Here is a 14,175-nt window from a genome sequence, read left to right as displayed (position 1 = left end):
AAAAAAAGCCGCGATTTACGCGACTTTTCTCGTTATATTTACTCTTAAATGGTAAATACGTGATTACCAATAGTAATCTTGGCGGTTCTTTTTTTGCTCCAAGATGCTTGGGCAATATCAGGATTGTAAAAAAATAGCGCCCCAGTTGTTGGATCCAAATCATTCAAAGCGGCTTTTGCCGCGCGGTAGGCTGATAAATTTGGATTAAGATTAAACTGACCATCATCAACGGCTGAAAATTGACCTGGCTGATGAATAACCTCAGTGATGGAATCAGGAAATTTTTCGGACTGAACTCGATTAAGAACGACAGCTCCCACGGCAACTTGTCCTAAAAAGGACTCCCCTCGTGCTTCGGAATGAATGATTCGCGCCAATTCTTCTAGTACCGACTGTTTGGGTGAAATCGTTTTATTGAGTTTAATCAGAGTTAAGGAATCGGCTTCACCATCAACTGACAAGCCATAACTGGCTTGAAATTTCTTTACAGCATCCTTAGTCTGGTTACCGTAATAACCGGTAATTCCTGTTTTAAAGTAACCGAGTGCGCTTAATCGTTCTTGCATATCCAATACTTGGTCACTTTGTGTGCCCTGTCCTAACGATTGAGCACCAACTGGTGCGGCCATCCCCATTACACCAAGGGAACAAACGGAGATAAGAGCCTGTAGTTTCTTCTTCATGTTTCAAGATAACCTCCTCTTCCTTTTACGCGCCGCACATGGCAACGATATGCAGCATTACAAATTTAGGGGTGTTGATCCGACTCTAGATGTCGCCTTACACGCTCGAAAAATAGGGAACAGCACCAGGCTGTCCCTATAAACTTCGGAAGAAACATTTATTAAGGGTCGCAAATCACAAAAAGGAGTTGCTTTCTGTTTATTTTCTTTGTCTAAGTCAAGCTAAAAAGCACAATGGATCAGGAACTATTTTCTCCTGGTTCATTGTGCTTTTTTAATGCGAGGGAATCCAACCTATGATTTGTAATATCGTTAATACAACCTCAATAACAATAAGAATCACAACGATCCACTCTACGAATAGCCCTCGAATGGAATGACTGATATTTGAAAAACCTTCCAAGATATGATATAAAATATCCGTTTTGCTTTTCAGTATTTTAAATCGATCGTTCAATTCAAAAAAAACCATCATCCCATCGTAAAATTGGCTAGCCGTACTGTTGGTCCAAGTCAGATCAGGTTTATCCAAAATCATGATGTAAGCAAGGGTGTTGTACTCATGACGTACGATTTTTGCAGTCGTTCTTGCCAATTCTTTGTTGCCGACACGAAGATTTCCTTTTTCAAGTCTTTCAATCATAATTTCGAGGCCATCATGAATTTTCCCAAGCTGTTCCTCTATCTTCTCAAGAGCAACCGATTTGGCAAGGACAGTGGAGATTAATTCTGGGTAAAAGGATTCATACTCAGTTACAACTACATACTTGTCAGTTAACTCCATGCTATCGATTTCTTCGATGTGAAGACTGTAATCGTCCGTGTATCTGTCAGCAGGCTGGAGCTCAATATCTGGTTCGAAGGATTGGATGAATTTCAAAAAGCCAGTGATCTCATCCTTGTGTGTGTGATTTACAAAAACTACACTGCCAAAAGAAAACACCAACACTTGTTGATAGGCGTCAATTTCTTTTTTTAGGATCGATTTAAGTATATCGCCTCTTAGGATTAAAGGCTGTTCCCATGTGTATTTCTTGGGAATGCCGCAGTGGATGGCGATTTTGTTCAGATCAATTTCATTTGTGACGGCCATAGCCTTAAAAGTAATATCTTTCATTTTCACCACTCATCCTGCTTTATAAAAGTCATGCTAACTAGTCTTGACAGAAAAAGTGGGCTTCAATCCTCATGAATAATAAAAGACGGGGCAACCGTCACTGTTTACTACGTCATTTCTGCTCTTCAATGTTTAAAATTTCAAGTTTCATATAAGCATACTTAGAAAAATCACCTACCTCACCAGCTGCTACATATTTTATTTCACCCATACTTATGGTTCGTTTTTCATCTGAAGATCCATATTTGGTTGAACCTAAAGCAGACCCAATTAATTCATTATTTTTGTCATAAAAATTTAGTTTGAAATCTATTTTGTACTCTTTTTTTATTATCAGCTCTTCTATGTCATCTAAGGATAATAACCCCCTTATACCTGTATAACCTCCATCCAAGTAAAGATCTATAAGGCCAAAATGGATATTTGGATACTTATTATCTGTTAGTAAATCCATGCTTGCTGGAAAATGATTGACTTTAATTTCATTATTTTGTTCATTGTAAACCACAAATGCCCCCATATTTTCGGCGATGAAACGGATAGGAACATAAGCATGCCCATTATAATTTAAAGTTGAATATTCCTTTTCCATTTCTTTATTTTGGCCATTAATTTCATATCTAACTGGAAACAAGTACGTCTGAATCGTGTCCGATGCATAAACCGCAGTTGATGCTGTTATAGTGATTCCACATATCAATCCTAAAAGAAACTTTTTCAAAGTGTTGCACCATCCCTATTCTTTCAAATATAACTCCTTAATTTAGACGCAACTTCAAGGTAAATGTTTCCATTTATTTCGTGAATTTCACAAGAAAAAAAGCAAGCTATCGCACTATGTACCTGCGGCAGCTTGCTTCCCATAGACTCAACTCATATTTCTCCCACTTACTTAACCCAAATCTACACAAATATTTATTTTTTGTTGGTTAATCGACTTACTAACATGTCAAATAAATGTATCAGTTCCTCGGACGGACGAATGCCAAGCTCCCTGCTGAGAAGCCGAACATAATCGGTATACAGAGCGGTCAAACCTTTTTTGTCCCCGGTCATCTCGCGTATCGTCATAAGATGACGTATCACTGATTCGTCCAGTTGATTGCGCTCGTTCAGTTTGAGCAGCAGCTTCGACGCGGAAGTCGTATCCCGCAACGAAATAAGCACTTCGGCAAGCCGTTTTACGAAAGAGGTGTACATTTCCGCATAGCGCACCATTTCGTGAATGGCCCATACATACGCCTTGTCACCGAACAGATCGCCCGTATACTGCCGTTCAATGTGCAGCGCCCTCTCCACATTTCCGACGTCAATGGATGGCATCTCCTCTACTTGCTTTTCGAATTCCACGTAATCGATAACGGAATCCTTTAATTCAAGCGCATAGCCATCATTCTCAGATCGTATGACCTCGCGCATGCCAAGCGGTTCCAAAGACTTCCGCAATTGATAGACGGTCGTATTTAAGTAGTTCTCCGCATTGGTTTGGTGCATCCCTCCGAAAATATCCATAACTAGCCTTGAACGGGGAATTCGTTTGCCACGATAAAACAGCAAGTACGCGAATAGCTCCGCACATTTCCTCGAGATCCACTTGACACGGCCCGCATCGTTGCTCACGACGACATCACCCAGCATCGTTAGGACGATCCTGCCAGAGTTTTCGGAAGCGGGAGCAGACAGCGACGGTGAATGAATGCCCCGTTGGCTCGCCAACGCACGATTTACCGTCCTCTGCAATCGTTCCTGGGAAACGGGTTTGACCAGGTAATCCACCACAGATAGTTCGTAAGCTTTCAAGGCAAATTCTTTGTGTGACGTGACGAAGACGATTTGCAGCGGAGAAGCCAAAGCTTCCATCCTGGCGGCGAACTCCATCCCACTCCCGCCCGGCATGGAGATGTCAACAAAAGCCAAACCGATGTCGGTGTTGTCATTTAGAAAGGAGGCTGCGGACTTCGTATCCGTAAAAGCGCCCGCCACGTGAACCTCTGGCAGCTTGACCAGCATTTTACGCAGAATCAAATGCATCATCGGCTCATCGTCCACCAAAATCACTTTCATAAACTTCTTCCTCCATTCCTCCGTCGTCGAACGCTTCCCGCACACCAGCCGAGCCGGGTAAGGTGAATGAGAAGGTCGTCCCGATCCCAGGCTCGCTCTCGAACCAAAGGCTGCCACCATGGATACGAACGAATTCGCGGATCAACGCCAGTCCGAATCTCATATCCTCCGAATCGTCCCCGTTCACCATTACCTTTAAGAATGGCTCTTCTAGACGCAGCAGATCTGATGTTTTAACGTCGATTCCCGCACCATTGTCGCTTACGGACACGATGATCTGATCGCCTTCAAGAACGGCCCCGATCTCAATTGCCCCACCAATTCCTGTAAACTTGATCGCGTTCGAAAGCAAATTTCGTAGAATAAGATCCAACATCTCTTTATCCGCTCTAACCGTTAGCTTCTCGTTGATCTGCTCTGTCATCCGAATTTGTTTCATGCCAGCCTTCGTGCCAGAAAGCAATAAAGCCTGCCGGACGACCTGCTGCAAATTCCAGCCTAACGGACGAAACACGACTTTCCCTTTCTGGCTGCGATACCAATCCAATAAATTTTCGACGAGATGGAACGTGCTTTGCACTTGTCCTTTAAGCTCTCTCACCAATTCGGCGTGCTCAAAGTCGGCGGCAGTTAGTTCATCGCCCAGCAGCTCGGTCAAACTCACGAGGAGTGCGATCGGATCGCGAATGTCGTGCGCCACGACGGTGAAAAGCTTGTCCTTGAACGCATTTAGCTCAGACAGTTGCCGGGCGTTCTCACGCAACCGGGCTTCGCTCTCCTTCATCTCCGTAATATCGTTGAACATCAGAATCTTTCCGATCAGGACATTGCCCGAATCATAAATCAGTGACAAACTGCAGTTGTAGTGCTTGTTACGGTGTGCATGGAATCTGTGAAACGGGAAGCGTTCGTCCCTATCACTAGCGGCACGAATACGTTTAAGCAGTTCTGGACTTTCTGACAAAACCTTCTCCATACCAATGGGGTAACGTTTCGGCAAACCGAGTTCGGGAAGGACCTTTTCGGCTGCTTCGTTGTAACTAACGATTTGATCCTCATAATCGAACAGGACGACTCCATCCCGGATCGTTTCGAACACTTTAGCCATCGCAAGAGGCGTTAATCGAAGAAAATTATACCGCAAAATCCCCCATACGTAGGCGATCCCCGATACAGCGAATCCAAACGGCGTCAAATCAACGTCCATTCCGGACCAAAAGAACAAATTGAACACCATAGGCGCGACTGCGCCCAACAGGAGGATGACGATTTGCTTTCGCACGATCGGTAAAGCTCGCCAATACATGGGTATAAACAGTAACATTCCGCATAGAAGTACGGAATAATTATAGACGGTATGCACCTTATACCAAGGCCCCTTGACAGTCGTGTACAAAGGAACCGAATCGCTCACATTCCGAATATAACGCTCATAGATTAGGTGATGCCAATCGTTGGTCAAATGGAGAAAAAATACCGCTGCGGGGACAACGAACAGCACTAGGGCGAGACGCTTGCGGTAGCGAGCCGCCGTCCCAGTAAATTGAATGACCTGAAAAAACCAGAGCGTAGTAACGAATGGAATGCCCAAGTATTCGATTTGAAGCGACAGCTTCACATCGTTCAGGCTTCGGCTCAACACCTCAAACGCGTAGCCGAACGCATAGCAAGCCGCTGCCAGCATGATCAGAACCATCGTTTTGGCAACAGGCAGATAGCGTTTCCGGTAAGACAAGAAAGAGACGAACACCATCAGCGCCGTTGCGAGAAAAAGTGTTACCGACATCCATTGTCTTGTGTCCACGGCTGCATCTCCCTTATATCAAATGACTTTCGAACCGCCATTCGGGCCAGTTCGACAAAAGTCTACCTAAATAAGGATATCATCTTCTCTAATTTGTGTCTTTAAAATTATGATAGTTAATTAAATACCTTCAAATTTCACGGGTCTCATAAATAATCTTATTAGTTGTTCGTTTGGATCATTACCTTCAGTGAGTACTGAATTAACAGCCTGGCAAATGGGTAGCTCCACATCATATTTAGTGGACAATCGTAATAATGCTTTTACGGTTGCTACTCCTTCAGCTAGTTTCTCGAAAGGTTCCTTTTTTACAAATGCCTCACCAAAACGTCGATTATGACTATGATTAGAGAACACGGTCGCTTCGTAATCACCAAGATGTCCTAATCCGTAAATGGTTAATTCGTTCCCTCCCATTGCCTTGACTAATCTTGCAATTTCTTTTGTTCCTCTAGCCATCAAGGCTCCTTTCAAACTTGTATAACCTAATCCATCCAACATACCTGCTGCGATTCCAATTACATTTTTCGCTGCAGCACCTATCTCATTGCCTAACAAATCTTGCCCATAATAAAATCTTATAATCTCACTTCCGAAGCTGTCCACAAGCAATTTAGTTATGTGCATGTGATCTGAATCAATAACCATACAGTTTGGAATGTCCTTAACAAAATCTTGAACATGCCCAGGTCCAACCCAAATTGCTAAATTTACAGGTGATTGTATCCCTTCCATAAAAACTTGTGAGAGTCTTTCTCCAGACTCCATTTCAAGTCCTTTCATACATAAAACAAAGATCTTATTTGTAATTCTCATGGTATTTAACTGCTTTGCAAAACCTCTAAGTTCCTGAGCACTAATAGCGATAAAAATGATTTCGGCAAACCCAATTGCTTCAGCAATTCTATCTGTTAAATGTATGTTTTGGGGTAATTGTAAATATTCATTTGTTCTACTATGAACTAATCTTTGATAATTTTTTGATTCTTCTCTTCCCCATAACATGACGTCATGTCCTATTTTATTTGCATACCAAGCTAAAAAAGATCCCCATCTTCCACAACCTAAAACAGTAACCCTCATTAAGTAGCACAGCTCCTTTACATACTGTCTATTTAATCTTTCAAAGCTAAATCTACTGCATATTCAGCATGGATCCTCGTTGTATCGAATATAGGCACCCTGCAATCCAGTTGAGATATTAATAAGGTGATTTCTGTGCAGCCAAGGATAACGGCCTCTACCCCATCTTGGACAAGACTATTAATGATCTCTAAGTAGGATCGTTTAGAATTTTCTTTAATAATTCCGAGACAAAGTTCTTGATAGATGATATCATGTACAATCTTCCTTGCGGCTTCATTTGGAACGATAACATCAAGACCAAATTTTTCAATCAGTCTACCCTTGTAAAAATCTTGTTCCATTGTAAAAGCAGTACCGAGTAAAGCGACTTTTTTAATTCCACACTTAACAATTTCATTTGCCGTTGCATCAGCTATATGCAGTAATGGTATTGAGACCGATTCTTCTACTTCTTTTGCCATCTTGTGCATCGTATTCGTGCATATGACAATGAAATCTGAACCACCAGATTCGAGTTTTTGTGCTGAATCAATCATGATTTTTGTGGCTTCATCCCATTTCCCTTCATGTTGAAGAGTCTTGATCTCATGAAAATCCACCGAATACATAAGACTTTTTGCGGAATGATGCCCGCCTAATTTCTCCTTAATACGCTGATTGATGATTTGGTAATAAAGCAAGGACGACTCCCAGCTCATTCCACCTATTAGCCCAATTGTTTTCATTGATAAACACCTCGGAAATAACTATTTACTACATAATAACAGAAAATCGATATTATTATTTGCTCCAAAGAATTTGTCCGGCCTTTACCTTCGATAGATGACTCCATTCATAACTTTGTCCTGTTTCTTTGGATTTCTTACGGATTTCCGCAATCTGTGTCTCTGTAGCTGGTTGGTTACGAATAATGGCGTCTAGGTTATCATGTGCAATTTTTCGTGCTAGCTTAGGGTCGTCAAGCTTATCTAATAACTGATACATCGCACCAATTGCAGCCTCCTCACCAATATCAAATCCAGAGTCCGTACTCAACATAAATTGATCAGGAAACTGCTTCATCACAGGTATGAAATCATCCAACTTATTGGCACTACCTGGATTGAGTGCGGTGAAACCCGCATAAAAATCCGCGTACAAATTAGGGTGCTTTTCGAGTAGTTTTCTGATATTTTCCGGTGAATTAAACGCGTTTGCGTGTGCGAATATGATTATTGTGTTTGGATGTTTGTCTAGCGCCTCTTCTAACTTATCTATAACAATTCCGTTTGGTGGGTCAATATGCAACAGAATGGGTACTTTGTATTTTGCACATATTTCGTATATGTCCGGTAAATAGCCGTCCATTGGGCTTTCACCCTTCCATGCCACTTTTGATACCACAGGTGAATACATAGAAGCAGCTGCAATTTCACCTAAACCAAAATATCCTTGTTCCAGGTTATGTGTCACTACATCGAGACTCGATTTATCATGCATATCGAAGCCTGAAAAGTAAGGAATAATTACATCAGGGTTATCTTTGTAAGCCATCCATGACATCTGGTCGGTCATTAAAGCGCTTGGCTCAGATATATCTCCAAAGAGAACAACTTGATTAACGGCATTACGCTTCCAAACTTCCAGCATATTTAGATACTTTGAATCAGATGCATCATGATTGTGGGCATCGATAACTTTTAAATGACGGTATTGCTCGACTAACTCTTTAAGCGTTTTCTCAGTCGACTTCTTAATCGGTGTTTCATTTATAATTACTGGTGTGCTTGGATTGAGCAAATCTTTTTTAACGGGGGTATCTTTTACTTGATCAAAAGGGAATAGCCCCAAAACAGAAATTAGCCATATCCCTATGGCCGTACTCACTGTCACTATTAAAGTAATAATAATCTGGTTTTTCATTCTTTGACCAACTTTCTTTCTTGAAATTACTCCACCTTCGAAGTCCCGCTGCCTCAATAACTTATTGTTAAGTCATCCAATCCGAGAAGAACCAATTGACGAACAATTGGTATAGCGCCGTTGAATTGTCCGTCAGAACTTAAATATGGAAACTAATTCAAAGCCAATGCCACATACCCTCTTGCATAACGGGATATCGTTTCATCGATTACTCCCTGCGTTTGTTTTGCCTCAGCATTTTTACCCTGACTGCGAACCAAAAAAATAGCAAACTCTTCTTTAGTCACCTCTCCACTAGGATTGAACCGATCTACGTCTATACCATCAGTAACACCTGCTTGGCGAAGTGCTTCTATAAAGGGGAGCGCATACCCATATATCGGATCGTCTGCTTTCACATCGCTGAAACTAGAAGTCTTCAATGTGGTATCTATTTCTACTCTTATTGAAAGAGCCACGATCTTCGCGAATTCAGCACGGGTAATCGTTTCATTTAGACCGAACCAGTCCTCCGACACCCCTTGTATTAACCCTGCTGATAACCATTTGTCTACTTTGGCTTTCGTCTTATCCGACCAAACAATATTAATTCGAGGAACTCAACAGAGTATCCTTTATTTTCCATTGGTAATTTTTAGATTTATTGAACCAGCTTTCTTATGGAGCTGGCCGAAACGATAATTCTTCCTGTTGCTTTCTCTTTTTTAGACACAAGAACATTATTATGTATTATATAATATTTTAAATATATTTTTATACATACTTAAGCAGACTCTTCAACTGCAAAATATGTAATAACTGTAGTTTTGAACTTGTAGAATAAGGTAATATTTTGCTTTCTTATAAGATTGTTTATCGAATCACTTGAAATATTATATACAACATGTTAAACATATTAATACAAACATGTCATGACATTACAAAGCACGCTACTCTTCGAAGAAGGAGGTCAAGTCGAAACAACAACAGCTTCGCTGTAATTAATTCCTAAATGAGGTGAGCAGATTGATTGGGAAATTAAGAATTTTATGCATGGTATTAGTATGTGTGACAATGCTGCCTTTCAGCATTTCCGCGACTCAGGCTGAAAGTGTGACCCCCGATGGAATTAAATGGCCGAAAAATCAAGCGCTTCCAACGTTTAATCAACCCAAGTATTTGGACGTTGTCAATGTCTCTAATGCACCTGGAGACGTCAAACTGCTGATGGCTACTCTTCAGGGCATTGTGAATCGAGAGAACCCGCGTATTTATCTGATTCAGAACAAGGTTGACCCCTGGTATAACGAAATGACCATGCCGCATAAGCTCCACGATAATAGCATGGATGTCTTCGATTTGTATAAAAATGAAGTAAAAGGAATCATCATTTACGATCCAAAAAATCCAGATTCCATAAACGTCGCGACCACGTTGGCGGGACTCAAGAATGCCGTTGTCGTCAGCCCTGAATTGGCGGGTAAGCTAACCGCAGCTCCCTACCAATTGAAAGTGATCGAAGATTTCCGGGGCAAATTCAAAAATAAAATTGATGCATACACATGGCAGTACGAGCACTTATGGAATCAGACGACCCAACGGATGTTGATTGGGCTAAGTCCGGACACATCGATCTCTCTCCCACCGGGTCTACCCGAATCCTTCGTCACGATTGCAGAAGAGAAAAGGCAAATACGTGATGCCAGTAACCGGGGAACGTATGAATACGACCTTTCTTCGTTTTTAGGGAAAGAAGCGGTTTACGTTCGTTTCGACGACTCCTTCACGCAGGACGGATGGGGACCGGCCGTTCATGCCATCACCGTAAAGGCAGACGGGAAGGTAATCGCTCAATTTGATGCCGGTACACCTGATGAAGAATTGTACTTATATGACAGACAAAATTCCAAGCATTTACCGGGTGCAGATCACCGCTTCGCAGATAATGGAAGTTACTTCATGTATGAATTTAAACCTACTACAGGCACGCAACAGTTGACGATCTCTGTGGAGATGTGGAATCAATACAAAGTTTCGGTCGGCAATATTCGCCCTCTCTCTTCAGAGCAGAAAGAGCCTTATGGATATTTACGAGACTATGCGGTCTCTAACAAAGCAATGGTTTTCTGGCTTTCGACGGATGTACCGGATCAGCGAGCACTCTTAGAGAAGATTCTGTCCGATGTAGAGCCAGGGACACCTTATCTGGGCTGGTTTAGCAATGACTTCGAAGGCGAAGCCGCCTCCGTTGACCTACTCTCGAGGTATAGCGTCTTTGTATTGGCTGCTGATTGGTTCCATAACATGACCGTCTTCTCGGGAACGAAGGTGGAAGCGGCCCCTAAGATCAAGCCCAACCCGCTCAAGCTGGAAAACAAAATCTATGTGACGTTCACTTTCGGTGAAGGAGACAATTTGCAATACGATTTGAATCATATGCGCGAGATACTATGGGAAGATCCTGCACGCGGCAAAGTACCCATTAACTGGACTTCCAGTCCATTACTCTACGATGCCGCTCCAATGGTTCTTAATTATTACCGGAAAACGGCGACAGAGAATGACCTGTTGGTCGCCGGACCGTCCGGTGCTGGTTATTTCAATCCACATCCATGGCCGGAAGAGACGCTCCCGGATTTCCTGAAGGATACCTACCGATATCTCAAACAGACCGGTATGACCATTCCGATGGTGATAAACCGGGATGTCACCAAAGACATTCCAATAAGCGCATCCGAAGCGGCCGCATACGAGCAAAATTATAAAGTTCCCGGCATCCTGCTTGTAAGCGATCAATTCGGCATCGAAATCATGAACGGCACGCTTCCGGTATCGATGATGCGAGGAATTGGAACGGTTCAGGATGGAGTTAATATGCTAGCCGAGGCCAAGAAAAGCTGGGACGGTAAATCGCCGTTGTTCCTTTCCGTCGGGGTTAACGCGTGGGGGATGAGACCCCACGATATTTTGGCCATCTCCGAATCACTCGGAGAGGAATATAAAATCGTAAACGCCGAACAGTATTTCACACTTATTCGTGAAGCTTATGGATTGTCCAAAAAAGAGTAAACTCATTTAAAAAGAATCGGATAGCGAGCAGTTTAAAACTGCGCTGTCCGATTCTTTTTTTCTAAAGATTTCCAAAGTCCAAATCTTAGTCCTTACACGAATATTTAGTTAGCGATTATTGGTTATAGGTTCTTGGACATGCTTCGCACGGGCGATGTGCGTAGCTTCAACCATGTTGCGCAGGGAATCGACAGTTTCTTCGACTCCACGAGTTTTAAGTCCGCAATCCGGATTGATCCAGAATAGCTTCGGATCCAGCACACGCAAGGCACGTTCGATCATACTGGTCATTTCCTCCACGCACGGAATACGCGGGCTGTGGATATCGTATACGCCTAAACCTATGCCCAGTTTGTATGTGTTCAATTCGAAGCTATTGATCAGTTCACCATGACTGCGGGATGTCTCGATCGAAATTACATCGGCATCCATCGCTTCGATCGAATAGATCATGTCATGGAACTCGCAATAGCACATATGCGTGTGAATTTGCGTCGTATCCTGTACCGTGCAAGTTGTCATGCGGAACGCTCTGACCGCCCACGACAGGTACTTCGCTTGGTCATCCCCCTTGAGCGGCAGCCCTTCGCGAACCGCAGGCTCGTCGACCTGTATCATGCCAATGCCCGCCTGCTCAAGCGCTTCCACCTCTTGTCTAAGCGCATAGGCCAGTTGGTAAGCAATTTGTTCGCGTGTGATGTCCTCACGAACGAAGGACCAATTCATTATCGTAATCGGGCCAGTCAGCATCCCTTTAACGGGGCGTTTGGTCCGCGTCTGAGCATACTTTGTTTCTTCGACGGTCATCGCCTCTTTGAACGCTACGTCCCCAAATATAATTGGCGGTTTAACGCAGCGAGAACCGTACGACTGCACCCATCCGTTCTGAGTGAACGCGAAGCCCGCGAGTTTCTCACCAAAGAACTCGACCATATCGGTTCGCTCAAATTCGCCATGCACGAGAACATCCAGTCCGATTTCCTCCTGAAGTTTGATCCAGATATCGATCTGTTCTCGGATGAAGTTTGCATACTGCTCATTATTCCATTCACCCTTGCGCCACTGTTGGCGGGCTTTGCGCACCTCTGGGGATTGTGGAAAGCTGCCAATTGTCGTTGTCGGTAAAATAGGCAATTGCCATTTCTTCTGCTGAGCAATATGACGCTCTGAAAAAGGTCGACTGCGCTCAGGATGTTGAGCGCTGATGGCGGCGACCGCATGCTGAATGTCGCTTCGGTTACGCTCATCTGACAGCTTGAGTGCCAGTAAAGCACGATCACGTTCTTCCAGTTCGCCTGTGACTCCGCCCCCGCCTCGCGAGACAGCTTTCGCCAGTAGTACAAGCTCATCCAGCTTCTCATCTGCAAATGCGAGAGCACCTTTTAGTTCAGTTACGAGCTTCGTCTCATGATTTACCGATACCGGAACATGAAGTAAACTGCATGACGTCTGCACGATGAGTCGCTCAGCCGTGACGATTTCAGCGAGTTCTTCTACGAGTGCCAGTTTCTCGCGCAGTGGCGCCTTCCAGATGCCACGACCGTCAATAACCCCTGCGCCTAAAACCTTGTCCGCCGGAAAGCCTAGCGCTTTAATCGACGACATATTGCCAGATAAACCGTGCACGAAATCCAACCCTATTCCTTTGACGGGCAGCTCGACAATATAATTGTAGTTCTCTACCGATTCAAAGTAGGTTTGCAGCATGATGTTCAGGTTCGGTACTGATGCGGTAAACGTCTCATAAATTGTCTTTAATCGCTGCACGTCAGCTGCGCTTAACTTCGTTACGAGAATCGGTTCGTCTATCTGTACCCATTGAACCCCTTCTCTCACAAGCTCCTGAAGTATCTGTACATAGAGCGGAAGCAAACGTCCCAGCCAGTCGTCGGTCTCCGAAACACTGTATCCTTTTGACAGCTTCAAGAATGTCAGTGGTCCTACGATAACAGGCTTGCCCTCGATACCGAGCTTCTCCTTAGCCTCCCGATAAGCCATAAGCGGTCTATTTTCGGTAAGCACCGGCGATGCCTCACCCAATTCCGGTACTATATAATGATAGTTGGTATTAAACCACTTGGTCATTTCGCTAGCCGTTGCATCCTTCGTCCCACGGGCAATACCGTAATAAACAGATAATGGTACCGTGCCGCCCTTATACGGAAAGCGTTTCGGAATAATGCCGAACATTGTGGAAGTATCAAGAATATGATCGTAATAACTGAAATCATTGACCGCGATGAAGTCGATGCCCTTCTCCTGCTGCTTACGCAAATGATTCAAACGGATCTCCTGCAACTGACGGTGAAACTCTGATTCTTCGAGCTTGCCTGACCAAAAAGCCTCCAGCGCTTTCTTCCATTCCCGATCCGCACCAATACGCGGATATCCCAATACACTGCTTTTCATCATCTTGTAAAACTCCTCTACAAATTGTTACAAGAAAGATATCACGGATTGGTTGGTATAGT

The 14,175-nt window shown here is 43.5% G+C and carries 11 protein-coding genes; 1 reads left to right on the top strand and 10 read right to left on the bottom strand.

Annotated elements, in window-relative coordinates:
- Positions 1–44: 44 nt before the first annotated feature.
- From QFZ77_RS21650 to QFZ77_RS21610, 9 genes are all read right to left on the bottom strand, one after another.
- The gene (locus QFZ77_RS21650) at positions 45–683 is read right to left on the bottom strand and encodes a cell wall hydrolase (RefSeq protein ID WP_307442584.1); all 639 of its coding nucleotides are present in this window, start codon (positions 681–683) and stop codon (positions 45–47) included.
- Positions 684–957: 274 nt separating this feature from the next.
- Positions 958–1,800, bottom strand: a complete 843-nt coding sequence (locus QFZ77_RS21645) for an RMD1 family protein (protein WP_307442582.1) — start codon at positions 1,798–1,800, stop codon at positions 958–960.
- Between the two features lie 112 nt (positions 1,801–1,912).
- Positions 1,913–2,521 (bottom strand): stalk domain-containing protein, encoded by a 609-nt coding sequence (locus tag QFZ77_RS21640; RefSeq protein WP_307442580.1) that lies wholly within the window; start codon positions 2,519–2,521, stop codon positions 1,913–1,915.
- A 194-nt stretch (positions 2,522–2,715) separates the two neighbouring features.
- Positions 2,716–3,864, bottom strand: coding sequence for a response regulator (locus QFZ77_RS21635; protein ID WP_307442578.1), 1,149 nt, complete (start codon positions 3,862–3,864; stop codon positions 2,716–2,718).
- Entirely contained in the window at positions 3,839–5,668 is a 1,830-nt protein-coding gene (locus QFZ77_RS21630) for a sensor histidine kinase (protein ID WP_307442576.1), read from the bottom strand. Before QFZ77_RS21630 ends, QFZ77_RS21635 begins: the two co-directional genes overlap by 26 nt.
- 120 nt (positions 5,669–5,788) lie before the next feature.
- A complete protein-coding gene (locus tag QFZ77_RS21625) occupies positions 5,789–6,751 on the bottom strand; it encodes an NAD(P)H-dependent glycerol-3-phosphate dehydrogenase (protein ID WP_307442574.1) in 963 nt (320 codons plus the stop codon).
- Positions 6,752–6,783: 32 nt separating this feature from the next.
- Complete coding sequence (locus QFZ77_RS21620) at positions 6,784–7,479, bottom strand: aspartate/glutamate racemase family protein (protein WP_307442572.1); 696 nt, start codon at positions 7,477–7,479, stop codon at positions 6,784–6,786.
- 55 nt (positions 7,480–7,534) lie between these two features.
- Positions 7,535–8,656, bottom strand: a complete 1,122-nt coding sequence (locus tag QFZ77_RS21615; protein WP_307442570.1) for an amidohydrolase family protein — start codon at positions 8,654–8,656, stop codon at positions 7,535–7,537.
- 152 nt (positions 8,657–8,808) lie between these two features.
- Positions 8,809–9,240 (bottom strand): S-layer homology domain-containing protein, encoded by a 432-nt coding sequence (locus QFZ77_RS21610; protein WP_307449714.1) that lies wholly within the window; start codon positions 9,238–9,240, stop codon positions 8,809–8,811.
- 421 nt (positions 9,241–9,661) lie between these two features.
- Here QFZ77_RS21610 and QFZ77_RS21605 point away from each other — a divergent pair, with 421 nt between their 5' ends.
- Positions 9,662–11,704, top strand: a complete 2,043-nt coding sequence (locus tag QFZ77_RS21605) for a GxGYxYP domain-containing protein (protein ID WP_307442569.1) — start codon at positions 9,662–9,664, stop codon at positions 11,702–11,704.
- Positions 11,705–11,812: 108 nt separating this feature from the next.
- On the opposite strand, the gene metE is transcribed toward QFZ77_RS21605, so the two are convergent.
- A complete protein-coding gene (metE, locus tag QFZ77_RS21600; RefSeq protein ID WP_307442567.1) occupies positions 11,813–14,116 on the bottom strand; it encodes a 5-methyltetrahydropteroyltriglutamate--homocysteine S-methyltransferase in 2,304 nt (767 codons plus the stop codon).
- Positions 14,117–14,175: the final 59 nt, after the last annotated feature.

Origin of the sequence: Paenibacillus sp. V4I3, assembly GCF_030817215.1 — a bacterium.
GTDB lineage: Bacteria > Bacillota > Bacilli > Paenibacillales > NBRC-103111 > Paenibacillus_E.
The sequence above is the reverse complement of the archived record's forward strand: the minus strand, read 5'-3'. Positions and strand labels throughout refer to the sequence as shown.